Annotated in this window: 26 protein-coding genes; 14 read left to right on the forward strand and 12 right to left on the reverse strand. The window is 40.1% G+C overall.

Going from position 1 to position 25065, the window contains the following annotated elements; genetic code table 11:
• Positions 1-6 precede the first annotated feature (6 nt).
• The 8 genes from FHW88_RS23195 (at position 7) to FHW88_RS23230 (ending at position 7024) form a co-directional block, all read left to right on the forward strand.
• Entirely contained in the window at positions 7-768 is a 762-nt protein-coding gene (locus tag FHW88_RS23195; RefSeq protein ID WP_176628051.1) for an SDR family NAD(P)-dependent oxidoreductase, read from the forward strand.
• The gene (locus tag FHW88_RS23200) at positions 761-1825 is read left to right on the forward strand and encodes an AroB-related putative sugar phosphate phospholyase (cyclizing) (protein WP_176628052.1); all 1065 of its coding nucleotides are present in this window, start codon (positions 761-763) and stop codon (positions 1823-1825) included. Before FHW88_RS23195 ends, FHW88_RS23200 begins: the two co-directional genes overlap by 8 nt.
• Before the next feature lie 7 nt (positions 1826-1832).
• Positions 1833-2285 carry a YhcH/YjgK/YiaL family protein gene (locus FHW88_RS23205; RefSeq protein ID WP_090528604.1) on the forward strand — a complete coding sequence of 151 codons (453 nt, stop codon included), beginning with the start codon at positions 1833-1835 and terminating at the stop codon, positions 2283-2285.
• An 84-nt stretch (positions 2286-2369) separates the two neighbouring features.
• Positions 2370-3044 carry a cyclase family protein gene (locus tag FHW88_RS23210; protein WP_090528601.1) on the forward strand — a complete coding sequence of 225 codons (675 nt, stop codon included), beginning with the start codon at positions 2370-2372 and terminating at the stop codon, positions 3042-3044.
• 35 nt (positions 3045-3079) lie between these two features.
• A complete protein-coding gene (locus FHW88_RS23215; RefSeq protein WP_090528598.1) occupies positions 3080-3925 on the forward strand; it encodes a 6-hydroxymethylpterin diphosphokinase MptE-like protein in 846 nt (281 codons plus the stop codon).
• Between the two features lie 187 nt (positions 3926-4112).
• Entirely contained in the window at positions 4113-4859 is a 747-nt protein-coding gene (locus FHW88_RS23220; RefSeq protein WP_090528594.1) for a WecB/TagA/CpsF family glycosyltransferase, read from the forward strand.
• A 103-nt stretch (positions 4860-4962) separates the two neighbouring features.
• A complete protein-coding gene (gmd, locus tag FHW88_RS23225) occupies positions 4963-6078 on the forward strand; it encodes a GDP-mannose 4,6-dehydratase (protein ID WP_090528591.1) in 1116 nt (371 codons plus the stop codon).
• 1 nt (position 6079) lies between these two features.
• Complete coding sequence (locus FHW88_RS23230) at positions 6080-7024, forward strand: GDP-L-fucose synthase family protein (RefSeq protein WP_090528588.1); 945 nt, start codon at positions 6080-6082, stop codon at positions 7022-7024.
• A gap of 205 nt (positions 7025-7229) precedes the next feature.
• On the opposite strand, the gene FHW88_RS23235 is transcribed toward FHW88_RS23230, so the two are convergent.
• On the reverse strand, positions 7230-8639 hold the full coding sequence (locus FHW88_RS23235) for an endo-1,4-beta-xylanase (RefSeq protein ID WP_176628053.1): 1410 nt from the start codon (positions 8637-8639) through the stop codon (positions 7230-7232).
• A 409-nt stretch (positions 8640-9048) separates the two neighbouring features.
• On the opposite strand from FHW88_RS23235, the gene rfbC reads away from it, so the two are divergent.
• Together rfbC and rfbD are read left to right on the forward strand one after the other, a co-directional pair.
• Positions 9049-9603, forward strand: a complete 555-nt coding sequence (gene rfbC / locus FHW88_RS23240; protein ID WP_090528581.1) for a dTDP-4-dehydrorhamnose 3,5-epimerase — start codon at positions 9049-9051, stop codon at positions 9601-9603.
• A 40-nt stretch (positions 9604-9643) separates the two neighbouring features.
• Positions 9644-10507, forward strand: coding sequence for a dTDP-4-dehydrorhamnose reductase (rfbD, locus tag FHW88_RS23245; protein ID WP_176628054.1), 864 nt, complete (start codon positions 9644-9646; stop codon positions 10505-10507).
• A 63-nt stretch (positions 10508-10570) separates the two neighbouring features.
• Here the strand turns inward: rfbD and cysN are convergent, their stop codons facing one another.
• A complete protein-coding gene (gene cysN, locus FHW88_RS23250) occupies positions 10571-11857 on the reverse strand; it encodes a sulfate adenylyltransferase subunit CysN (protein ID WP_176628055.1) in 1287 nt (428 codons plus the stop codon).
• A gap of 10 nt (positions 11858-11867) precedes the next feature.
• The gene (gene cysD / locus FHW88_RS23255) at positions 11868-12773 is read right to left on the reverse strand and encodes a sulfate adenylyltransferase subunit CysD (protein ID WP_090528572.1); all 906 of its coding nucleotides are present in this window, start codon (positions 12771-12773) and stop codon (positions 11868-11870) included.
• Positions 12774-13078: 305 nt separating this feature from the next.
• On the opposite strand from cysD, the gene rfbA reads away from it, so the two are divergent.
• Positions 13079-13942: a glucose-1-phosphate thymidylyltransferase RfbA gene (gene rfbA, locus FHW88_RS23260; protein ID WP_090528569.1), complete on the forward strand. Its 864-nt coding sequence runs from the start codon at positions 13079-13081 to the stop codon at positions 13940-13942.
• A 5-nt stretch (positions 13943-13947) separates the two neighbouring features.
• Here rfbA and miaA read toward each other — a convergent pair whose 3' ends face one another.
• The 8 genes from miaA to FHW88_RS23300 all read right to left on the reverse strand — a co-directional run bounded on the left by miaA (position 13948) and on the right by FHW88_RS23300 (position 22165).
• Positions 13948-14871 (reverse strand): tRNA (adenosine(37)-N6)-dimethylallyltransferase MiaA, encoded by a 924-nt coding sequence (gene miaA / locus FHW88_RS23265; RefSeq protein ID WP_317171380.1) that lies wholly within the window; start codon positions 14869-14871, stop codon positions 13948-13950.
• Positions 14872-14907: 36 nt separating this feature from the next.
• Positions 14908-15996: a mannose-1-phosphate guanylyltransferase gene (locus FHW88_RS23270; protein ID WP_176628056.1), complete on the reverse strand. Its 1089-nt coding sequence runs from the start codon at positions 15994-15996 to the stop codon at positions 14908-14910.
• 104 nt (positions 15997-16100) lie between these two features.
• Positions 16101-16760 (reverse strand): IS1096 element passenger TnpR family protein, encoded by a 660-nt coding sequence (locus tag FHW88_RS23275; RefSeq protein WP_090528559.1) that lies wholly within the window; start codon positions 16758-16760, stop codon positions 16101-16103.
• 41 nt (positions 16761-16801) lie between these two features.
• Entirely contained in the window at positions 16802-18214 is a 1413-nt protein-coding gene (locus FHW88_RS23280) for a CCA tRNA nucleotidyltransferase (RefSeq protein WP_176628057.1), read from the reverse strand.
• Positions 18215-18563: 349 nt separating this feature from the next.
• Positions 18564-19133, reverse strand: a complete 570-nt coding sequence (locus tag FHW88_RS23285) for an L-threonylcarbamoyladenylate synthase (RefSeq protein ID WP_091166671.1) — start codon at positions 19131-19133, stop codon at positions 18564-18566.
• Positions 19126-20250, reverse strand: coding sequence for a glycosyltransferase family 4 protein (locus tag FHW88_RS23290; protein WP_176628058.1), 1125 nt, complete (start codon positions 20248-20250; stop codon positions 19126-19128). The genes FHW88_RS23285 and FHW88_RS23290 overlap by 8 nt, the downstream gene beginning before the upstream one ends.
• Before the next feature lie 141 nt (positions 20251-20391).
• Positions 20392-21207, reverse strand: a complete 816-nt coding sequence (locus tag FHW88_RS23295) for a 2,3,4,5-tetrahydropyridine-2,6-dicarboxylate N-succinyltransferase (RefSeq protein WP_090528546.1) — start codon at positions 21205-21207, stop codon at positions 20392-20394.
• Positions 21208-21406: 199 nt separating this feature from the next.
• The gene (locus FHW88_RS23300; RefSeq protein ID WP_176628059.1) at positions 21407-22165 is read right to left on the reverse strand and encodes a DUF6602 domain-containing protein; all 759 of its coding nucleotides are present in this window, start codon (positions 22163-22165) and stop codon (positions 21407-21409) included.
• A gap of 548 nt (positions 22166-22713) precedes the next feature.
• Here FHW88_RS23300 and FHW88_RS23305 point away from each other — a divergent pair.
• The 3 genes from FHW88_RS23305 to FHW88_RS23315 all read left to right on the forward strand — a co-directional run bounded on the left by FHW88_RS23305 (position 22714) and on the right by FHW88_RS23315 (position 24342).
• The gene (locus tag FHW88_RS23305) at positions 22714-22908 is read left to right on the forward strand and encodes a hypothetical protein (protein WP_090528540.1); all 195 of its coding nucleotides are present in this window, start codon (positions 22714-22716) and stop codon (positions 22906-22908) included.
• Between the two features lie 76 nt (positions 22909-22984).
• Positions 22985-23929: an ADP-ribosylglycohydrolase family protein gene (locus tag FHW88_RS23310; RefSeq protein ID WP_176628060.1), complete on the forward strand. Its 945-nt coding sequence runs from the start codon at positions 22985-22987 to the stop codon at positions 23927-23929.
• 5 nt (positions 23930-23934) lie between these two features.
• On the forward strand, positions 23935-24342 hold the full coding sequence (locus tag FHW88_RS23315) for an RNA-binding S4 domain-containing protein (protein ID WP_112657759.1): 408 nt from the start codon (positions 23935-23937) through the stop codon (positions 24340-24342).
• Between the two features lie 139 nt (positions 24343-24481).
• Here FHW88_RS23315 and FHW88_RS23320 read toward each other — a convergent pair whose 3' ends face one another.
• Positions 24482-24961 (reverse strand): nucleoside deaminase, encoded by a 480-nt coding sequence (locus FHW88_RS23320; RefSeq protein ID WP_090528535.1) that lies wholly within the window; start codon positions 24959-24961, stop codon positions 24482-24484.
• Positions 24962-25065 lie beyond the last annotated feature (104 nt).

Here is a 25065-nt window from a genome sequence, read left to right on the forward strand (position 1 = left end):
TTCTTTATGGATAGCATATCTAACATAAAGATTGATCTGACTGGTAAAGTGGCACTTATAACCGGCGGTACAAGGGGCATTGGCAACGCGATAGCCGAACGCTTTCTTGAAGCCGGTTGTTCTGTAATTTTAACCGGAACCAATGCTTCCGAAATAGAGCGGTTAAATAATGAAAATACCGTTAAAAGGATCAGTTATTTACAGCTTGATTTCACCCGTCCGGAATCGGTTGAAAAGTTTTTGTTGAAACTGAATGAATTAGATAAGATAGATGTGCTTATCAATAATGCGGGGATTAACAAGGTTGCGCTCAATGTAGATACTACCGATGCTGATTTTGATTTGCTGCATAATGTTAATGTAAAGGGACCGTACGTGCTTTGCCGTGAAGTTAGCAAACTGATGAAAAAAAACGGTTATGGCCGCATTGTTAATATCACCTCTATCTGGAGCACTATTACCAGGCCGGGGCGTTCTGTTTACACCACCAATAAAAATGCCATTGTTGGGCTTACCAAAACGTTGGCAATTGAATTGGGTAAGTATGATATCCTGGTAAATGCAGTTGGGCCCGGTTTTACGCTTACGGAGCTTACAGCTACCACAAACTCGGCCGAAGATTTGAAAAAACTAACTGAAGTTATCCCTATGAACAGGATGGCTCAACCTGTAGAAATTGCTAACGTTGTACTTTTTTTAAGCAGCAATTTAAATAGTTATTTAACAGGTCAAAATATAATTGTTGACGGAGGATATACCAATGTATAATTTTAAAATAAAATCAATTGTTCACGATTACGGTGTTCAGTTTATAGATGATACGCAAGGAGTTTTACTTAAGGAACTTAAAGAAGGCGACGTAATTATCATTGATAACAAAATAAAGGAGCTATATAAAGATCTGCTTCAGCCGGTACTTGATTTGTATTGGCACATTGGCATTGATGCCTCCGAAAAGGTTAAGAGTTACCAGGGGGTAATGCCTATAATTGAAAACCTGATAGATAATGGTTTCAGAAAAAATCATAGGTTGGTTGCCATTGGCGGCGGTATAACCCAGGATGCTACAGCATTTATAGCGTCAATCATGTACCGTGGGGTCGATTGGTATTTTTTCCCAACATCATTACTTGCCCAGGGCGATAGCTGCATAGGAAGTAAAACCTCTATCAATTTTAATCAATATAAAAATCAGCTGGGAGGTTTTTATCCGCCTAACCAAATATTTATTAACCTTGAATTTTTAGATACCCTTTCATTGTGGGATTTGAAATCAGGAATGGGCGAAATGTGCCACTATTTCATTGTATCGGGCGAAGAGGATTTTACAAGGTTTAAAAATGAATATGCACAGGCCCTAACAGATAAAAAAGTTTTAGCCGGTATCATTAACAGAAGCCTGGAAATAAAGAAGGGCTACATTGAGCGGGATGAATTTGACAAAAACGAGCGCCTTGTATTTAATTACGGTCATTCATTCGGGCATGCTATCGAATCATTAACTAATTATCGGATACCTCACGGAATTGCTGTAAGTTACGGTATGGATATGGCCAATTTTGTATCAGTAAAGCTTGGATACATTGATAATTCGGTGCGTCAAAACATAAGGGAGTTATTAAAACAAGTGTGGGAGGGAACTTCTATTACTGATATCTCGCTTGATAAATTTACGGTAGCATTAAGCAAAGACAAAAAGAACGTAGGTAAAACATTGGGCTTGATCCTTAATAAAGGTTACGGCAAAATATTCAAAGATTTAAGGCCGATGGATGAACAATTTGTTGGATGGCTAAACGAGTATTTTACAAACGAATTAAACTAATTATACAATGATAGTTGATAAATTAAAGAATATTGATACATATAAAGGCATTTCTGAGGATATATATGCTGGTCTTCAATATTTACAAAACGCCACTCCGGATATTGAAGTTGGTGTTTATAAAATTAACGATAACGTAAAAGCGATTGTTAGCGAATATAATACCGTTGAAAACTTTGAAAGGGGATATGAAGCTCATAAGCACGTTATTGACATTCAATATCCTATAAGGGGCCTTGAAAGGGTTAAATGGTCGCCAATTGAAGGTATGAATGTAAATATTCCGTATAGCGAAGAGCATGACCGTACCTTCTATAAAGATCCATCAAGCCAGGGTACGCATGTTGATATAGGGAACGGAATATTTGCTATAATGTTTCCCGAAGACGGACACGGCCCTCAGCATTACGTTAATCAGCCAGAGTTTATTAAAAAAATTACTATTAAGGTAGCTATTTAGTGTGTTGGTAATCTGTTAACAGGTGCTATATATTAATCAACATTGTTGCTGCCCAAATTTCATGTTTAAAATAAATCTATCCTTATGAATATCCGCCTTTCACATATTATCTCACAAAATACGCCGTCGTACGGAAATAAGGATCGCGTATTTATAAGGGATAATTCGTCAATTTTAAAAGGCGAAACGGCAAATACGGCTTGCTGGATATTTTCAAATAACCATATAGGTACCCATATCGATTCGCCTTTTCATTTTTGCCAGGACGGAAAAAAGACTTTTGAAATACCCCTGGAAGAATATTTTTATAAAAACGTTGTTACGGTAGAGATTCTTTGCAGCGAGGCAAAATTGATAAACATCAGTGATTTTGAAAATTTACCACCAATTAATAAAGATGTTGAGCTTTTGCTGATACGTACTGGATTTGAAAATTACAGGAATGACGATAAGTACTGGAACGATAACCCTGGGTTGGCGCCGGAACTGGCAGATTACTTCAGAACCGAATACCCTGAACTAAGATGTGTAGGCTTTGATTTTATATCCCTTACTTCATGGAAGTTCCGACCACAGGGAAGGGAAAGCCACAGGCAGTTCCTTTGCCCGGGCGGCGATAAGAAAAGTATTCTTGTAATAGAGGATATGGCGTTAAACGAAGCGTATCATGAATTTGAATGGGTAATTGTAGCCCCTTTATTTGTGGAAGATGGAAATGGTGGTGCTGTAACAGTTTTGGCAAAAAAGCGGGAATCTTAAGCACTGAAAAAATAATTACAGCTTGATCAAACATTATGGCATTAGGAAATATTAAACGTTTATTAACCCTGAAAAGGAGCGATGTTACCCTATCACGGATAAGTAAAGCGATTTGGAGAAGGATTGCTGATATACCTCAAAAAGTTATTTGGGCTGCCCCTTTTCCATTCACAAAAGCAAACAGGAGCGGTATTGAGCAATTTAAAAATATACATGCCGGTAAACGGTGTTTTTTAATTGCCAATGGCCCAAGTTTGAAGCATATCGATTTTTCACTATTGAAAAATGAATATACTATAGGCTTAAACCGGATTTATTTAATGGAAAAAGAAACTGGTTTTTCGCCTACATATTTAGCATGTATCGATATAGAAGCACAGTTATCTCAATTTATTGATGACTATGATAATTTACAGTTGCCATGTTTTTTCAATTGGGATTATAGACACAAGTTTTCAAAAAGAAAAAATCAATACTTTATAAAAGATAAATTAACACCTGAATTTTCTACAAACATCGCCAGGCAAGGATATGGTACCGGCCAGTCAGTTACTTATATGGCAATGCAGCTGGCGTTTTATATGGGGTTTAACGAGCTATATATTATAGGAAAAGATCACTCATATAATACCAATGCGAAATCAGGGGCAACTATTAAAAGTACAGGAAAAGAAGACAATCATTTTATAAAAGGGTATTATAAACCTGGAATGACATGGTTTGCGCCGGATTTGCAAAGCGAAGAATTTGCCTATAAATTGTCTCGGAAGGCGTTTGAGCAAGATGGACGGATAATTAAGGATGCCACAATTGGCGGGAATTTGCAAATATTTGAAAAAATTGATTTTTACTCATTATTTCCCTCAAGAAATAAAGGATAACACCTTACGGGGCATAAGTAGTTAACAGATTTATCACATTGGCAATTGCAAAAAAGATAATTTATCGTAAATTACAGTGCTTTAATTTCAATATTTTCCGTGTTTTAAATTAAATTTGTTAAAAGTTTAATCAAAAAAGGCGGCCTTTAGTAATAAAAAATATTAGCTGCATGAAAATAAATACCATATGAAAAATATATTCAACACTATAAGTTGTCTTGGCTATACTGTTTATGCTGACTCATTGAATAAGGTTTCTATAAAGGAGAAAGCCTTAATTTCAACCATTAATCAATATTCATATTGTATTGCTAAAGAAGATGTTGATTTTAAAGAATCTCTTAAAAAATCTGAAATACTGCTGCCCGACGGTGTTGCTATTGTTTGGGCTACAAGATTGCTGACCGGGAAACGAATAAAGAAAATTGCAGGAGCCGATATACATAGCTATTTGTTAAATGAGGCAAATTTGAATAATGGTTCATGTTTCTATCTCGGTGCAACAGATGAAACTTTAGGAAAAATCATAAAGCGGGTAAATGATGAGTATCCTAATATTAAAGTTGGGTCATATTCGCCCCCGTATAAACCGCAATTTAGCGACAGCGATAATAAGGAAATGCTTAAAGCCATAAATGATTTTAAGCCGGATGTACTATTTGTTGGTATGACAGCCCCAAAACAGGAAAAATGGGCCTATGCTTTAAAAGATCAAATTGATGCAAATGTAATTTGCTCGATAGGGGCAGTATTTGATTTTTATGCAGGAACAGTAAAACGACCAGGTAAGCTTGCAATTAACCTGGGAATGGAATGGCTGCTGAGATTATTGAAGGAGCCAAGGCGCTTATGGAGACGTTACTTATATTATGGGCCGATTTTTTTGTACGAAATATTTATGATCAAATTTAAAAGGAGGGTTATTCCTTCGTAGCCGGCTTCTTTTTGCTTAACTGTTTAATTTTAAGTAATAGTTGCCTAACAGAAATTATTTGAAATAGAGGTTCCGTTTGTAGTATTTAATAAAAGAAAATATAATGAAGAAAATTGCTTTAATCACAGGGATAACAGGCCAGGACGGTGCCTATCTAACCGAACTACTATTGTCAAAAGGATACGTGGTACACGGTATAAAACGCCGCAGCTCGTTATTTAATACAGATAGGATTGACCATTTATATCAGGATCCGCACGATGATAATAAAAATATGATCCTACATTATGGTGATCTTAGCGACAGTACTAACCTTATCCGCATTATTCAGCAAGTACAGCCCGATGAGATCTATAATCTTGGGGCTATGTCGCATGTTAAGGTTAGCTTTGATACTCCCGAGTATACAGCTAATGCTGATGGTATTGGTACTTTAAGATTGCTTGAAGCAATCCGGATTTTAGGGCTTGAAAAGAAAACCAAGATATACCAGGCTTCAACATCTGAACTTTATGGACTGGTACAAGCAGTTCCTCAATCAGAAACCACTCCATTTTACCCTCGTTCTCCGTATGCAGTTGCAAAAATGTATGCGTATTGGATAACTGTAAACTATAGGGAAGCTTATGGAATTTACGCCTGCAACGGTATTTTATTTAATCATGAAAGCCCATTGCGTGGTGAAACTTTTGTGACCCGTAAAATTACCCGCGCAACTGCAAAAATTGCTATGGGGTTGCAGGATAAATTATTTCTGGGCAATCTGGATGCTCAAAGGGACTGGGGACATGCCAAGGATTATGTGGAGGCCATGTACCTTATATTACAGCAGGAAGTTGCTGAAGACTATGTTATCGCCACTGGGGTAACTACCAGGGTTCGCGAATTTGTAAGGTTGGCATTTGCTGAAGTTGGTATCGAGATTGAATTTAAAGGTGAAGGTGTTAACGAAGTTGGATATGTTGTTAGCTGTAATAACCCTGATTTTCAGATCGAAATTGGTAAGGAAGTAGTAGCGGTCGACAAAGCGTATTTCCGCCCGACAGAAGTTGATTTACTTATCGGCGATCCAACAAAATCTAAAACAAAATTAGGTTGGGCTCCTAAATATGACCTGCAGGGATTGGTTAAAGAAATGGTTGCGGCTGATGTGGATTTATTCAGAAGGGAAAAGTTATTGAAAGAATCAGGATACAGCATTAAAAACCAATTTGAATAATATGGATAAATCAAGTAAAATATACATCGCCGGTCACAGGGGGATGGTTGGTTCAGCCATTCAGCGAAAGCTCGAAAAGGAGGGTTTTACTAACTTTGTTACCCGTAGTTCATCTGCACTTGATCTAAGAGACCAAAAAGCGGTAGCTGATTTTTTTGAACAGGAAAAACCAGATTACGTTTTTTTGGCTGCAGCAAAAGTAGGAGGTATTGTAGCCAATAATGTTTACCGCGCCGAGTTTTTGTACGATAATCTGCAAATACAAAACAACATCATCCATCAATCATACTTGAATGATGTAAAAAAGCTGATGTTTCTTGGTTCAAGTTGTATTTATCCTAAACTTGCTCCTCAACCATTAAAAGAAGATTACTTATTAACGGGTTTGTTGGAAGAAACCAATGAGCCTTATGCAGTTGCAAAAATTGCCGGAATAAAGATGTGCGATGCATACAGGGCTCAATATGGCTGTAATTACATATCAGTTATGCCTACAAATTTATACGGGTTTAATGATAATTACCATCCTCAAAATTCGCATGTTTTGCCGGCACTGATACGTAGGTTTCATGAAGCCAAAGAGCAGGAAGCGCCGTTTGTAACCATTTGGGGAACGGGTTCTCCGAAACGGGAATTTTTATTTGCCGATGACCTTGCCGAAGCATGCTATTATTTAATGGAGAACTATAATGAACCCGGTCTTGTTAACATTGGCACGGGTGAGGATATATCTATAAAAGATTTGGCATTGCTTGTTAAAAAAATTATCGGTTATGAAGGAGAGATTACTTTCGATGTTTCTAAACCAGATGGTACACCAAGAAAATTAATGGATGTAACCAAGTTGAGTGAAGCCGGATGGAAATATCATACCGGCCTGGAAGATGGAATTAAATTTGCTTACCAGGATTTTTTGAGCAAAGAGGGTGAATTTGCTCAACGTTAAATGATTCCGTTTTATAACGCGCTTTAACTATATGCCGCTTGCGGCAGTTATTTCAAAAAAAGTTTGCCTTTTTATAAGGCAAACTTTTTTTTTGAAGATTTTGGGGGCTTTCTGGACTTGTTATTAGGATGGCGATTATATAATAATGTCTCCAAAATTTGCTAAAACGCCCCACGGTTTTCATGAGGCGTTTTGAGGTAAAAAGTTATTTAGATATGAGTTGCCGGGCAGCATTAACCATAGCGGCAACCGCCGGTTTAGGCTTCAAATTATCATCTAATATATTGGCGTGCATCTTGCCAAGGGGATTTCCTGTTAATTTGTTTTTGTATTGAGTATTTGTCGAGCTGGTTGGGTCCCATTCGCCCCATAATATTATAGCATCGCATTTTTGAGCCTTAATGCAGGCTGAAATTACGCCGGCAAATAATTTTCCTTGCTTATCAAAATCAACCTGGGTTGGTGAACCGATAATTGTTGGCCTGAATAAAGGTGGGTCAACTGGTGATGTAGTTGACATAATTGCGTCTAACTCAGTTATTTCGCTTGTAAGGCCAATAGCTGCAAACCTGTCCATGTTTTCAGTTAACTCGCTAAATGGATGGTTATATCCCTGATACAAATGAGTTTGGAAACCCACGCCATTAATAGGAACGCCTTTATCTTTTAGTTGTTTAACGATATTAAACCATCTGTCCATTTTAAAACCTTTGTATTCAACGTTAAATTCGGTCCAATAAAGTTTCGCTGTAGGATCAGCTTCGTGCGCCCATTCAAATGCTAATTGAATATAATCAGTAGGGTCATTTGAACCGGGCTTGTGAATTACATTCCATATTGGTAAGTTACTTCTAAGTCCGTTTGGCAACGAATATTTTGGATTAAAATCGGGGCTGTCACTCATCGATTCATTGACAATGGCCCATGAAAGCACGGCTCCCGGATATTTATCCCTATAATGGCGCATTACAGCCTGGATATGATTTTTTAGGATATTTTTAAGCTCATCAGGCGTAAAGTTTCCTTTTTTTACCCAATCAGGCACATACCACCACACAGGGCTTTGCATTTGTATTTTGGCGCCATGCGCTACAGCAAAGTCTGCAACTTCATCAATGCCCCTAAAATCATACTGGCCATTTTTGAGTTCCACATGATGAAACCAGGCAGGCACGGTATACAAATTAAAATACTGGTTAATTTGTGTTAAGAAGTTCGCCGGACGCGGAGCTGCGAGTTCAACATCTTCGTTCCCCAAAAAATCGCCAAAATAAATGCCTTTTTTAATTAAAAGTTTTTTCAGGGTGCTGGGATCTGAACTATCCTGAATATCCTCTTTTTTTGCCAGGCTTGCAATGGCATTGCGGATAGGTTTTTGTTCTGGTTGTTTTTGTTCTGGTTGTTTTTGTTCTGGTTGCTTTTGTTCCTGTGTGCTTGCACTTAATTTGTCATCCTTTGAGTTAACCTCGTTGTCTGCTGATTTTAATTCAGGGTCAGCTACTGTGCGCTGTTGTTGAACCTCTCGCTCTTTGAAATAGAGATTGATACAGAAGAACAACAAAAAAAGACTAAGTAATGAGATAATTATGTGGGAACGATATTTATTTATTTGCATGCTATCAATTAATTATTTGTTAATCCTTTTTCTTTTGTAAATGCCTTTATTTAAGATGTAATAAACGATTTTTGTATGAATTAATTATGAATGTTATTTAAGTATTTCATGCAGTCTACTATAGCCTGATTAAGAAAACGGTGCAAATTAACGTAACTTAACTACTTTTTTTAAACATTTGCGGCTGCATAATTTTTTGTTATAATAAGAACTTAAGTTTGTTGTCATTGTAAGAAGTATAACTATTATTGATGCAACCAGGGTTTTATTTAAGCCTTTAAAAGACTTTTTGAATGATTATCGGCTTTGATTATAGATCTATTAATTAATATTGCATAAATTTTAATGTGTTTTGTCAATTATATCAAATTACAATGACCACACATTATTGTGTTTATAAGTGAAACATATGACTATAATACCGACCCCGCTTGAGGGATGTTTATTAATAAAACCACGTATTTTTAATGATGACCGCGGTTATTTTTTTGAATCGTTTAATCAACAGCGGTTTGCTGATGCTACGGGCTTCAATGTCAATTTTGTACAGGATAATCAATCCTATTCAACTAAAGGTGTATTACGTGGCCTGCACTTGCAAAAAGGTCGGTTTTCGCAAGCTAAGTTGGTTAGGGTAACCAAAGGCGAAGTATTAGACGTAGCTGTCGACCTGCGCAAGGGATCGGCAACTTATGGGCAATATCATGGAGTGCATTTAACCGAACAGAATAACGAGCAATTTTTTATTCCCCGTGGATTTGCCCATGGCTTTATTGTATTGAGCGATGAAGCTGTATTCCAGTATAAATGTGATAACTACTATAACAAAGAGTCAGAAAGTGGTCTGCATTATGCCGATCCTGATTTAAATATTGATTGGCAGCTCAGCGGGAGCGATGTGCTGGTATCGGACAAAGACCTTGAACTGCCCTTTTTAAAGGATGCTCCTGATTTTGGGTTCTAATTTTTATCCTGGTTTAATCAAAAAATAACACTTCTAAAAAATGCAAAATATCATCGTATTTGGAGCATCAGGACAATTGGGTAACTGCTTAAAGAAAGTTGCAGGCGAAAGGAAAATAGATTATATCCATTTCCTGCCCGAAGATGAGGCAGACATTTTGCGGGACGATTTGCTCGATATTGTTTTTGAAAAATATAAACCAACGTTTGCTATCAATTGCGCTGCTTATACCGCTGTTGATAAAGCGGAAGACGAAGTTGACCTGGCCCGGGCGATCAATAAAACCGGGGCCGCAAATCTTGCCAGGCATTGTAAAGCATATGGTGCTACCCTTGTGCAGATCTCAACTGATTTTATTTTTAAGGGAGACGTGGCATTGCCACTCACAGAAGAAGCCATTGCTGAGCCTATCAGTGTATATGGCCTTACCAAACTGGAGGGAGAACAGGCAATTGCGGAAATTCTTGATGAACACTATACAATTCGTACAAGCTGGCTATACTCCGAGTATGGCAACAATTTTGTAAAAACCATGCTAAGGCTTGGGGCCGACCGTGATGAGCTTAAGGTGATTGCAGACCAGGTGGGCACACCCACATATGCTATTGACCTGGCAGGAGCAATTTTAACTATCATAACAGCTGGCAAAAAAGCATATGGTATTTATCATTACAGCAATGAAGGGGTAACCTCATGGTATGACTTTGCCAAAGGCATCTTTGATATTTCAGGTACTGATGTTAAAGTACTCCCAATACGCACATCAGAATATCCAACGAATGCGCAACGACCGGCATATTCGGTACTGGATAAGGCTAAGATCAAAGCTACGTTTAATATAGAGATCCCTTACTGGCGCGACAGCTTAAAAGCTTGTATTAAAAAATTGGCTGCCGCACAATAAACAATGAGTTTAAAAAAAATAAAATGCCAGGCTTTTCTTACAAACCTGGCATTTTTTAGTAGCTTACAGGAATGTCCCAGCTGCTACCGTTTCATTAGTTGATTCATCAACCAGGATCAATGAGCCGGTAATACGGTTTTTGCGATACTCGTCAAACACTACGGGTTGAGTGGTGCGTAAACGGATCTTCACCATTTCGTTCATCTTAATATCAGTATTTTCTTCCTGCTTTTCAAGCGTATTGATATCAAGTTTATAATAAACTTCCTTAATGATCGACATTACCTCGCGGGTGGTGGTTTTGAGGTGATATTTAGCGCCTGGGCGCGGGCTGCGGGTTGCCATCCAGCAAATCATGGCGTCAAGGTCCTGGCTCACCTGCGGTTCGCTGTCATCTTTTACAATCATATCGCCGCGGCTTACATCAATATCATCCTCCAAAGTAATGGAAACCGACATTGGTGCAAAAGCTTCCTCAACCGCACCCGAATAGGTATCGATAGATTTTATAGCCGATGTTAGCCCTGACGGCAATACAGTGATCTTATCGCCAGGCCTGAAAATGCCGCCTGCTATCCGGCCGGCATAACCGCGGTAATCATGATATTCAGCCGCATGAGGACGGATCACTGTTTGCACCGGGAAGCGGGCATCAGAGTGGTTTTCATCACTGGCAATATGAATAGTCTCCAGTGTATGTAACAGGCTTTCGCCTTTGTACCATGGCATGTTTTCCGAATCGTTAACCACATTGTCACCAGCTAAAGCACTGATAGGTACAAAACGGATATCGGTGACATCAATTTTTGCTGCAAAAGCTTCATATTGTTCAACTACTTTGTTAAAAGCCTCTTCGCTGTAATCAACCAAGTCCATTTTGTTTACACAAACAATAATGTGTGGTATTTTTAATAGTGATGCAATAAATGAGTGGCGGCAGGTTTGCTCAACCACACCTTTGCGGGCATCAATAAGCACCAGGGCAAGGTTTGCTGTTGAAGCGCCGGTAACCATGTTGCGGGTATACTGGATATGGCCGGGGGTATCGGCTATAATAAATTTACGTTTGGGTGTGGCAAAATAGCGATAGGCCACGTCAATGGTAATGCCCTGCTCACGCTCCGAACGTAAACCATCAGTTAATAATGAAAGATCAACATGCTGAAGCCCTTTTCGTTCGCTCGATTGTTTTACAGCCTCCATCTGGTCTTCAAAGATGGATTTCGAATCGTATAGCAAGCGCCCTATAAGGGTGCTTTTCCCATCGTCAACACTACCTGCTGTAGTAAAACGTAATAATTCCATTGTGGTGGTATGTTTTGCTCCGGGCTTGACTGCCTGAAGGCTCATTGAATCAAATTTAAAAATAACCTTGTTTTTTCCTGTCTTCCATTGAGGTATCCGAGCGTTTATCGTCACTTCGGTTACCGCGTTCGGTGCTGCGGGTTGCTGATACTTCAGCAACTATCTTCTCCAGCGTATCGGCGTCTGATTCGATGCCGCCGGTGATGGTGATATCGCCCAGGGTACGAAAACGCATGAGTTTGTTTTCGATAGTTTCACCCTCCCTAAGCTGTAAGAATTCTGAAGCAGGCAGCCAGGTATTATCGCGGTAAACCGCGTTACGCTGATGTGCAAAGTATAATGAAGGTATGGCTATATTTTCTTGCAGAATGTAGTTCCAGATATCCATTTCGGTCCAGTTACTGATCGGGAACACACGGAAGTGTTCGCCCATGCGCTTGCGGCCGTTAAAGATATTCCAGAGCTCGGGGCGTTGGTTTTTAGGATCCCACTGGCCAAACTCATCGCGGTGACTGAAGAAACGTTCTTTAGCACGGGCCTTTTCTTCATCACGGCGCGCACCGCCGATAGCAGCATCTATCTTGTTGCTTTCGATGGTATCAAGCAGGGTTACTATCTGCAATTCGTTGCGGCTGGCGTTGATACCGCTTTCCTCAACTGCGCGGCCTTTGTTAATTGATTCCTGAACTGAGCCTACAATAAGTTGTACGCCAAGGTTTTCAACCAGCTTATCCCTAAACTCCATAGTTTCAGGAAAGTTATGACCGGTATCAATATGGATTAGTGGCATCGGGATTTTAGCGGGCCAGAATGCCTTTTTTGCCAGGTGTGTTACAACAATAGAGTCTTTCCCGCCCGAAAACAGGATGGCAGGACGATCAAATTGTGCAACCACTTCCCTGATAACGTAAATGGCCTCTGATTCTAATTCCTGCAGATGAGTAAGATAATATTTATGCATGTTAACAATAAAAATCCGCTAAATCCACCTAAATAGTAGTTTTTAACGTTCAAACTGCAATAATAACAATTTTATGCTAATGTTGAGGGTATTAAATGGATTTTGCCTTTGAAAAAGGCTTGTTGCCTGATACATGGTTTATGTTCAAAATAATCAGATAAAATATAAGTTTGCATATTGAACAATAAATATCAACTTTATACCTGATAGCATTGTTCAACGGTATAATAATGGGCCCTGATATTACGGAAACATTATTATATACTAACTTTGGGAGGTTTACTTAAAAATTAGTATAATCAAATATGAAAGGCATTATTTTAGCAGGAGGGTCAGGCACCCGGCTTTATCCTATAACCAGGGCAATCAGTAAACAACTCATGCCTATTTATGATAAGCCTATGATATACTACCCGCTATCGGTTTTGATGCAGGCGGATATCAAAGAAATTCTGATCATTACTACAGCCGAAGATAATCCCGGTTTTAAGCGGTTATTGGGCGATGGTACAGAGTTAGGCTGTAAATTTGAATATGCTATACAGGAAAAGCCTAACGGACTTGCCCAGGCTTTTGTTATTGGCGAGCAATTTATAGGCGATGATAAAGTAGCTTTGATATTGGGCGATAATATATTTTATGGTACCGGATTTAACGAATTGATCCGCAGTTTTAATGATGTAGATGGCGCAGCTATTTTTGCGTATCATGTGGCCGATCCTGAACGTTACGGTGTGGTTGAGTTTGATGCCGAATTCAGGGCCTTGTCAATTGAGGAGAAACCTTTGCAGCCAAAATCGAAATTTGCAGTACCCGGCCTTTATTTTTATGATAATTCGGTAATTCAAATAGCTAAAGATCTTGAACCCTCACCCCGCGGTGAGTATGAAATTACCGATGTTAACAAGTTTTACCTTGAACAGGGTAACCTGCATGTTGGCGTTATGGATAAGGGAACAGCCTGGTTAGATACGGGTACGTTTGATTCATTGAGCGATGCTACCGAATATGTGCGCGTGATCGAAAAACGCCAGTCAACAAAAATCGGGTGTATTGAGGAGGTTGCTTACCGCCGTGGGTTTATCAATGACGATCAATTGCGGCTGTTAGTTAACAAGTATATCAAAAGTGGTTACGGCAAATATTTACAAAGCCTGCTGCCGCAATAAAATAATTATGCGGAAGTTTCAATGGCTTTGACCATCTGGTCAATAACATCGGGAACACCGGCATCAAACCAAACAAAATCTTTATCTTTTCTGAACCAGGTAAGTTGCCTTTTGGCGAAGCGCCTGGTATTTTGTTTTATAAGCAGCAGCGCTTCGTCAACGCTGGTCTTGCCATCAAAATGATCAAACAGCTCAGAATAGCCTACTGTATTTAAAGCATTAAGCTCCCGGTAGGGCAGGAGGCTTTTTACTTCTTGAATAAGGCCTTGTTTAACCATCAGATCGACGCGAAGGTTTATACGCTCATACAGTTTTTCGCGGGGCATATCAAGTGCCAGTTTGATAATATTAAAAGGTCTTTTATTTACAGTAGCGTTGCGGTAAGATGAAAATGGTTTACCTGAGGTTTCAAATACTTCCAACGCCCTGATGATACGCTGAGGATTATTAAGGTCGACCTGGGTATAATAATCCGGGTCGACCTGTTGTAGTTGTTTTTGTAATGTAGTAATTCCTTCCCTTTCCAGTTGTTGGTTTAGTTTTTCACGGACTGAAATATCGGCTACGGGCAAGTCATCAAAGCCTTCACAAATAGCTTTAATGTACAAACCTGATCCTCCCGCCAGGATCACCTTATCATGTACTTTAAAAAGTCCGTCTAAAAGCGCAAGCCCCTGTTTTTCAAAATCGCCAACAGAAAAACTTTCGGATATGGAGTGCGAATTGATAAAGTAGTGTTTGGCCGCAGCCAACTCGCTTTCATCAGGTTTGGCAGTACCAATACTCATCTCCCTGAAAAATTGTCTCGAATCGGCAGAAACCACCACAGTATTGAAATGCTGCGCCAACTTAATAGCTGCAGCTGTTTTCCCTACTGCAGTGGGGCCGGCAACTACAATGAGGGTTTTATTACCCTGCGTCATGTTCATAAGCCTAAGCTTTACTCATATCAAAAATGTCGGTAACTAAATATACTTCGCTCCAAATTTATTTTTTACATCAGCCACAACCTGCTTGATGTTTTGTTCCTGGTCGCGAGGGCAAATGAGCAGGGAGTTGTTCGATTCTACTACTATATAATCATGCAGCCCCTGCAATATTACCAGTTTTTCGCCAGGCACATTTACCATGCAGTTTGAAGAGTCATACATGATCACTTTTTCGGCAGGGATAACGGCATTACCTACATAATCCTTTTCGGCAAGGTCATATATTGATGCCCAGGTACCCAGATCGCTCCATCCAAAATCCGAAGGTAATACATACACATTATCTGCTTTTTCCATAATGCCGTAATCTATCGAGATATTGACGCATTGCTGGTATACATTGTGAACGTGAGGTTTCTCTTTATCCGAATTGTACACCGGCTTCGCATCAGCAAATATTTCGTGCATTTCGGGCAGGTACTGGCTAAAGGCCTTAACAATAGTTTTGGCCGACCAAACAAAGATGCCGGCATTCCATAAAAAGTCGCCGCTTTGAATAAAGGTTTTAGCTATTTCAAGGGTTGGTTTTTCGGTAAAGGTTTTTACTTTATGAAACTCATCATTGATAACGTTATCAGTGTATTGGATATATCCGTAACCGGTATCGGGCCTTGATGGTTTAATACCCAGGGTTATCAGGTAATCATTTGAAGCAGCGGTCTGCAATGATTTTTCGATAGCGGCAACAAAAGCATCTTCATCCAGGATCTGCTGATCGGAAGGGGCTACAACAATGGCGGCATCGGGGTTAAGACTTTCAATTTTAAAACAGCCATAGGCAACACAAGGTGCGGTGTTTCGCATTACCGGTTCGGTAAGGATCTGCTGATCCTCCATATCTGGCAATTGTTGTTTTACCAGTTTGGTGTAGTTTTCGTTAGTAACAACGTAAATATTTTCTTTGGGGCAAACTTTCAGGAAACGTTCGTAGGTGTTTTGTATTAAGGTTTTACCGGTACCGAGTATATCGATAAACTGTTTGGGGTGCGATGTACGGCTTATCGGCCAAAAGCGGCTTCCAATTCCTCCGGCCATAATTATGGCATAGTAATTTTTGTTATTCATTGATAAATGGGGGTAAATTATTATGAGCTGGTTAAAGTATCAAAACAAGTGAGACAGCCTAACATAAAAAACGAGTATATAAATTATATACTCGTTTTTTGTGATTAATAATCGTCGCTACTGCTACGGCCGGGCCTTTCATCATCATCAAAGCCTTCGTCATCGCTAAATTCATTGCCGAATTCATCTTCCTCCTCTTCTTCTTCGCCGCCGGTGTGTTTTTCTTCCGGCAGATCATCGGTATCTGTAACTTCCGAAAAATCTTCGGCATCCTCCGGGTTAAAGGCCATTTCGTTCAAAAAGTCGAAGTCTTCGGTAACAGGGGGTAAAACGGTAGCATTAAATGCATTGCCAAATTGTTTAGGCGCTTCGCCAACTGATTTTACAACGGCAGGGTAGGTAGTGCCCGGTGTTTCATCTAAAATGATCTTCATTAGTTCCACATGAAAATCAAACGGGCGGTCGAAATTGAATGTATAGTAAAATTTTTGGTGCGGATCATCAATAAAACTCAATAGCTTTACTTTATTCATTAATGATACACCACGGTCAATACGCCTTTGGTTAGGCAGGTAAGTTATTTCTTCACCTTTAGTCCACTGATCATTGCTGATATAAAATGATGAAGGAAATTCCGGATTATAACCGGTTGACTGATGAATTGCGCGGTGAAGATCTTCGAAAGTTTGATTTGATTTTACATCAATTTCTCTCGTAACGTCATCGTAGTCTTCAAAAGTAACCCTGAACCTGTATACTGCCATTGCTTATTGTAGATTTTGGACAAAAATAATAATGTTTTAATTTAATTTGGGGTAGTCACAACTTTTAAGCCAATTTCAAGGCCCTTGCTTATTGTAAAGCTTAACGCGGCCTCACGATTGTTAGGAATTTCGCCTTCCAATATGGCTTCGCGGATCTGATTTTTGATTATTCCCACCTCGCGGCCTTCTTTTATCCCAAACATGGTCATGATATCGTTACCAGTAACCGGCGGTTGCCAGTTACGGATACTATCGCGTTCTTCAACATCTTTTAATTTTTGTTGAACAAGCTCAAAATTGTTACGATATTTTTTAACCTTATATTCATTTTTGGTGGTGATGTCTGCTTTACACAACAACATGAGTGCTTCAATATCGTCTCCTGCCTCAAAAAGCAAACGCCGCACTGCCGAATCGGTAACTATAGATTGTGAAAGTACGATGGGCCTTAAATGCAGCTGCACCAACTTTTGAACCTGCTTCATTTTTTCATTAAGCGGCAGCTTAAGCTGGGTGAAGATCTTGGGCACCATGCGTGCGCCCCGGTCTTCATGACCATGAAAAGTCCAGCCGTGGCCGGGCTCAAAACGTTTGGTGGCGGGTTTGGCTATGTCATGCAGTATAGCAGCCCAGCGTAACCACAGATCGTCAGTAGTTTCGCAGATGTTGTCAAGTACCTGAAGGGTATGGTAAAAGTTATCCTTATGGCCTTTACCATCTACATAGTCAACCCCGTAAAGGGCTACCATTTGCGGGAAGATCTTATGCAGCAGCCCGGTATCAAACAAATAATTAAAGCCGATTGATGGTACCGGCGACAGGATGATCTTGTTCAGTTCATCGGTAATGCGCTCCTGCGATATGATGCTGATCCTGTCGGCAGTGGTTTTAATGGCTTCAACAGCGATATCATCAATCCTGAAATTAAGCTGGGTAGCAAACCTGATGGCCCGCATCATGCGCAGCGGATCATCAGAAAATGTTTCGTTAGGATTAAGCGGTGTGCGGATCAGCTTGTTTTGCAGGTCGGCAATGCCGTTAAAGGGATCAAGCAACTCGCCAAAAGTATCCGGGTGGAGGGAAATGGCCAGCGCGTTGATGGTAAAATCGCGGCGTTTCTGGTCGTCTTCCAAAGTGCCGTTCTCCACAATTGGCTTGCGCGAGTCGCGGCGGTATGATTCTTTACGGGCGCCAACAAACTCTATCTCCAGATCGCGGTATTTGAGCGAGGCAGTACCGAAGTTTTTATAAACCGCCAGTTTAACTTTAAGTGTATTGGCAACAATTTCGGCAAAAGCTATCCCGTTGCCAATAATCACGATATCAATATCTTTCGACGGGCGGTTCAGGAAAATATCGCGCACAAAACCACCTATAGCATAGGCCTGTACATTTTGTTCGCCCGCCAAACGGGATATAACAGAAAATACGGGATGCCTGAGGTGTTGTTGCATAGTTGGATGCTTAAAACGCTAATAAGGGTACAAAGGTAAGATTAATTGGTAAAATGCCCCGGTTAAGTCGAAAGTAGTAAGTCGAAAGTCTTAAGTCCTAAGTATTTTCCCACTTAATAAACAAAACTTTCAGACTTCAGACTTTGGACCTCATACTTCCGGCTTTCTGCACGACAGGGGGTTAACAGGGTTAACACAATTTAAATTGTTTTGATTTAAATAATTGATAATCAATATATTGAATATATAGAGGGGTTACGCCAAAGATTTTCCAAAAATGTTTCTGTTAAAAGATATTTTCAAAAATGCCTTTTTAACTAATCGCTAATCTCCAGCCTCTAATCCATCGTTAACGACGCAAAAACTCAAACCTGCCATCAGGGGCCAACCTCATGATGGTTGACGGTGTTTTGATCTCCTTGCTGTGCTGCTCCAAATCAACTACATAATCAACACCGTCAATAATTTCCTGGTCTATTTGCGAAAAATATTGCGGCGAGGGTTTGCCGCTAATATTAGCTGATGTTGACACCAATGGTTTGCGTAAACGCTGAATCAATTGCTGGCAAAAAGGGGTGTCTTTTACAACCCTGATCCCCACACTGCCATCAGCAGCAATTAATGCCGGAGAAATGTTTTTGGCGCCCGGCATTACCAGTGTTAAAGGGTTTTCTGCGTATTCAATCAGTTCAAAGGCCAGCGGGTTTACTTCGCTAATATAGCTTTCCAGCTTGTTTTCGGTATCCAGCAAAATGATCATGCTTTTGGCCTCATCGCGCTGTTTCAGGCGATAGATCTTTTGAATGGCTTCGGTATTGGTGGCATCGCAGCCTATGCCCCAAATGGTATCGGTAGGGTAAAGGATGATGCCACCCTCTTGTACAATTTTAAAAGCCTTGGCTACTTCGTCTCTAAGCATGGTTCAAAATATTTTGGTAAAGCTGCATTAATTGCCGGCTTAGTTTATCATCGGTAAAATTAGCTGCGTGAGCGCGGCCTTTGGTTATCATGGTTTGCCTTAAGCCATCATCACTAAGCACCTGGTTTAGTTTTTCGGCAAGACCGGCATCATCATCCGGGTTTACATAAAGACTGCCCGGCCCGCCTGCTTCTTCGAGGCAGGAGCCTGTTGCTGCTATAACCGGCGTGCCGCAGTTTAAAGCTTCTAACACCGGTATACCAAATCCTTCGTACCGTGATGGGTAAACAAATACTGATGCCAGCTGATAAACAGCAGGTAACTCTGCAAAGGTAACGTCTTTTAAAAATATTACCCGGTGGTTTAAGTTATTAGCTGTTATATATGTTTTAACCAATTCTGTGTATCGGGTTTCTTTGCCAATTACTACCAGCGTTATGTCATCCACATTTTTTAACGCCTTAACGGTTAACAGCAGGTTTTTGCGTTCTTCAATAGTGCCAACGCTCAATATAAAGCGGTTAGGCAGCTTATATTTTTCTTTTACTGCCGATTTTTGCGCGGCGGTTTGTTCAATTGCAAATGAAGGGTCACATCCCTGGTAAATAACTTCTATTTTTTGAGGGGCGATGCTGAGCAGGTCGACAAGGTCATCCTTGGTTTTTTGGCTTATGGCGATAATTTGATCCGCGACGCGGCAGGCATGTTTAACCTTAGCGAGGTAAATACGGTAATTAACTGCACCAAAATGTTTCGGATAACGCATGAAGATCAGGTCATGCATGGTAACAACAGACTTAATACCGGTATGTTCGATTCCCGAAGGCAACTCGTGACTTAAACCATGGTACAATTCAATACCATCACGTTTTAAATCTTTGATAATCCCTTTACTACGCCACCATGAAGTGAACCATTTGCTTTTTGGGGTAACAGTCCGAATGCTGGGATAATCGCCAATAAAATTAAGCCGCGGATTGGCTTTGGCCTTTGGCGTATATAAATATAAAAGGTTGGATAGATTGAGCGACGCTATGCCTTTAATTAACCAGCGGCTGTAATTACCCAAGCCGGTATTATTGTAAAAAGCCCGTTTAGCATCGTATCCTATCTTCATGTTTTAGATATGAGATGTGAGATATGAGACGTGAGAAATGCTGCATTCTCAGAGGAATATAGCAGATGTGAAATAAAGGTATTGCCGGAATCTTTACCATGCAAAATCTCATATCTCACATCTGATATCTCATATCTATAATTATACCGCTACGTTATTTTCACGCAGGGCGTCATTTAATGACGTTTTTTTGTCGGTTGATTCCTTGCGGGTACCGATGATGAGGGCGCAAGGCACCTGGTATTCGCCGGCAGCAAATTTTTTGGTATATGAACCCGGAATTACTACTGAGCGGGCAGGTACGCGGCCTTTATATTCAACCGGGGTGCTGTGGGTAACATCAATGATTTTGGTTGATGCGGTTAATACCACGTTTGCACCTAATACAGCTTCATGTTCAACATGTACGCCCTCAACAACAATGGCACGTGAACCAATAAAGCAGTTATCTTCAATAATAACCGGGGCAGCCTGTAGCGGTTCTAAAACACCACCAATACCAACACCACCGCTTAAGTGTACATGTTTGCCAATCTGCGCACATGAGCCTACAGTAGCCCAGGTATCAACCATGGTGCCTTCATCAACATAAGCGCCAATGTTTACGTACGATGGCATCATGATAACACCTTTGGCCAGGTGGGCACCGTAGCGGGCAATACCATGAGGTACCACGCGAACGCCGGTTTGCTTGTAATCCGTTTTGAGTTTCATTTTGTCATGAAAAACAAAAGGGCCGGTTTTAATTTCTTCCATCTGCCTGGTCGGGAAATACAAAACAACCGCCTTTTTAATCCACTCATTTACATGCCAGCGTGTGCCAATGGGTTCGGCCACACGGATCTCGCCTTTGTCCAAACGGTCAATAACGGTTTCAATGGCGTTGGTGTATTCATTATAGTTCAGCAGGTTCCTGTCTTCCCAGGCCTCTTCAATCAGTTTTTTAAGATCTTGCATTGGTGAAATTAAACTTTTGGCAAATTAAAGGATTTTTAAGGAAATATGTTTTAAAAGATTGAATGTCATGAAAGGAAGAAGGGATTGCTGGCCTGTGGTCGGTGTTATTCACCGTATCACACATAGTTGCCTCTGACACTACCTATTAATAAGGGCATAATAGTGGTGCGGTGAATAACACCGACCGCAAACTGAAGGATTATCTTCCGTAGTCTAATAAATCAGAAGTTAAGTTACTAATACAGGAAGCCGATTCGTGAATGGCATTTATAAAATGTAGTAAAGACATTGCTTTACCACCTTCATTAAAATTAAAAATTTCGTTGCTTACAAAGTGTTCAATATCAATTTGTAAAATGCCTGAAACTACCCCGTTGGATTCAAAAACTTTTTGTCTTAAGGTTTCATGGTTAGCCCATCCATTATATCCTACAACGAAGTAGGGAATTTTCTTTATTAACATACTTTTACCGGTGAATGAGCGTTTCCCTAACCCACTTCTACTAAAGTCAGCACCGGGCACTATAATAATAGTTCCTCCACTTGCATTCATAGAAATAGCTCCGGATATTTTCCTTTCAAGCGCATTGAGTTTAGTCCCCGTTTTAATAACTTCATTCCATTGGTTGGAAAGATTAGATTTAACCTCTATAACGGCAGCTACACCTTCGCAGAAAAACACCCTTGAGTCATGTCCGTTTGAGATAGGTAGGCTTGGCAAATATCCATTTTCAATTATTATATCGAGTTCGCCAGTTTGTTTACCATTAGTATCAATGATTTCACCCCCTTGACTTATCCTTAATCCACTAGGAATGATTTTATCTAAACAGGTTTTAACAAATGTTGCTCTCGCTGCTCCTTTTGTTGCCGATTGGTTATTATTAGTACCCGTATAGGTGTTTTTTAAATTATCTAAAATGTGCTGTAAGCGGTCGGTAACTACTGGATTTGCCATTAGGTGTAGTTGTTTTTCGTAAAAATACCTTTTAGTTTTAGTGTAAGCCAACTTTTATTTTAATACTATATTGAGCCTACAGCGAGAAAGCTTTGAGTATAATAACAAGTTGCGTATAGTATTTGGGGCTTTATGTGTTTGATATTACACATTTATACAATATGCGGACAATTAGTTAATACTGCATAAAAATACATTAAGGAAACTTTAATTTTACATAAACGGAAACCAACGTTTAAACTAATTAGGTGTCAAAAGCCTTCCGGACAGCGAGTGTCGGGGAGGCTTACTTTTTTTATTTCAACGGGCGCTTATAGGTATAATTCCGGGGTTGGTATAATAGATTTTTGGGTAAATAACTTGATTTTAAAAGAGCGTTTATTTATTGTTATTTGTTAATGTTGTTGGTAAATAAGTTTATAAAACAGTAAACATTAGCACTTTACTTATCGTATAACTGCTTATTATATCAATCTGTTAGCTTAGCTGAATATTGGTATAATTGTTTTAACCTTTTAATTTATTGCTGTTAACAAATTATTCCCAATATGACCCCTTTAGTACTATTTGCAGTTATTTTGCTTTCGGTGGCACTGCTGCTTATCTTAAGCGTTTTGTTTTTTAGTTTACTCAAATACATCCAAAGGCGCTATTATCCACACTGGAAATTTCCGGATTATGTTAGTGTTGGTTATGCCGAATACCTTTATCATAAGTTCATTAAAAAAGACCTGCCCAAGTAAATTGTAAAAACGAAGTTTTGCGGTTGTTGATTTGCCAGCATATTAAAAAATGTTGTGTTAATTAGCCCTTGTGACTGTGAATCGTAATTTTTATAAAGACGTATTATTTGGTGTAGCCGTTGGCGACGCACTGGGTGTTCCTGTTGAATTTAAATCGCGGGAAGACATTGCTAAAAAGCCGGTAACTGATATGACCGGTTTCGGTACTTATGGACAGCCGCCGGGTACATGGTCGGACGATAGTTCGTTGACTTTTTGTCTCGCCGATGTTTTAGCAGATGGTTATAGTTTGCAAAAAATTGCCGATAGTTTTGTTAACTGGTTATATAACGAACAATGGACTGCGCGCGGAGAGGTGTTTGACGTAGGCATGGCAACCCGAGTTGCTATTGAACGGGTTTTACACAAAGTACGGCCCGATCTGGCCGGTGAGTTCGATGAATCATCAAATGGCAATGGTTCGTTAATGCGGATTCTGCCTCTACTATTTTACATAAAAGATAAGCCTGTAAAAGAGCGTTTTGCCATCGCAAAAGAGGTATCATCTATAACACATGGACATGTGCGTTCGGTAATAGCTTGTTTTTATTACCTGGAGTTTGCCCGTAGCTTGCTGGCAAATAATGATCCTGAATCTGTTTATCAGAAAGTAAAGACTGAAGTGTCTTCGTTTTTAGAGGGAACAACTATTAACCCTGATGAGATAGCCTTGTTTGACAGGTTATTGAAAGGCGATATTTACATGCTGCCTGTAACTGAGATACAAAGTAGCGGGTACGTACTGCATACTCTTGAAGCGGCAATTTGGTGTTTGTTAACCACAACGAACTATAGCGAAGCCGTATTAAAATCTGTAAATTTGGGCCTTGATACCGATACCACCGCAGCGGTAACAGGTGGATTGGCTGGTTTAATTTATGGTTTTGAAAGTATTCCCGAACATTGGGTACTTATGCTTGCCCGGAAAAATGATATTGATGCATTGGCCGAACGCCTGGCCAGTAAATATAAAAGCAATTGAATGTTATGGCCGAAAAAGAGAAACTGAGAATAGATAAATACCTGTGGGCCATCCGCGTGTTTAAAACACGTACGCTGGCTTCTGATGCCTGTAAGGCCGGCCGCATCAAGCTGGACGGTAAAAACATCAAGCCGTCATACGAGGTGAAAATTGGCGATGTTTACCAGGTAGCAAAGGGCATTGAACGCAAGGTTGTAAAAGTAACCGGCTTGTTGGAAAACCGGGTAGACGCCAAAACGGCTGTCAATTTTTACGAGGATATAACTCCTGTTGAACAAACCCAGGCCTTTAAATCAATGTTCCATGCCCCGATACTGAAGCGTGATCGTGGCACGGGCCGTCCCACGAAGGCCGACAGGCGCGAGATTGATGACCTGAAAGATAATTTTTTTGAAGAAAAAGAAGAGGAATAGCCCCACCCAACCCTCCCCTAAAGGGATAGTGCTTCTAAAAGCCGGGTAATGTATTTTAAAAGTCTTCCCTTTAGGGGAGATTATTCGCAATTAATTTGTTTTTAGTGCTCATGAGGGCTACGCCGTTTAGAGGGGTGATTTAATAATGATCTTTATGTTCGGTTGTTTCCCAAAGCTTAAAAGCAGTTAGCGCTTCATCACGAAGGATTTGGACAAAAGGGAGCTTGCGTTTTTCCATGGTGCAGCCCAGTTCATCATAAATAAAATGATCGTCGAAACCTATCGCGGCCGCATCGGCTTTGGTATTGGCGTAATAAATTTTATCGATACGGGCCCAGTAAATGGCACCCAGGCACATGGGGCAGGGCTCGCAGCTGGTATAAATTTCGCAGCCTGATAAATTATAGGTTCCCAGTTCCTGGCAGGCCAGACGGATCACCGAGACTTCGGCGTGTGCGGTAGGGTCATTAGTGGGCACAACACGGTTGGCGCTGCGGGCTATGATCATGCCGTCCTTAACTATTACGGCCCCAAAAGGCCCGCCCATTCCGCGCTTTACATTGTCTTCGGCCAACTCAATGGCTATGCGCATAAATTTTTCGTGTGCCGTATTTTCCATATTGCCCTAAATTAAAAAACCTCAACCGAAGTTGAGGTTTTAATTTGAAAATGTGTCAATTTGAATATTTGAAAATGACTTGTAATTTTCAAATTACTACATCA

This window comes from Mucilaginibacter sp. SG538B, assembly GCF_013376065.1.
Classification (GTDB): Bacteria; Bacteroidota; Bacteroidia; order Sphingobacteriales; family Sphingobacteriaceae; genus Mucilaginibacter; species Mucilaginibacter rubeus.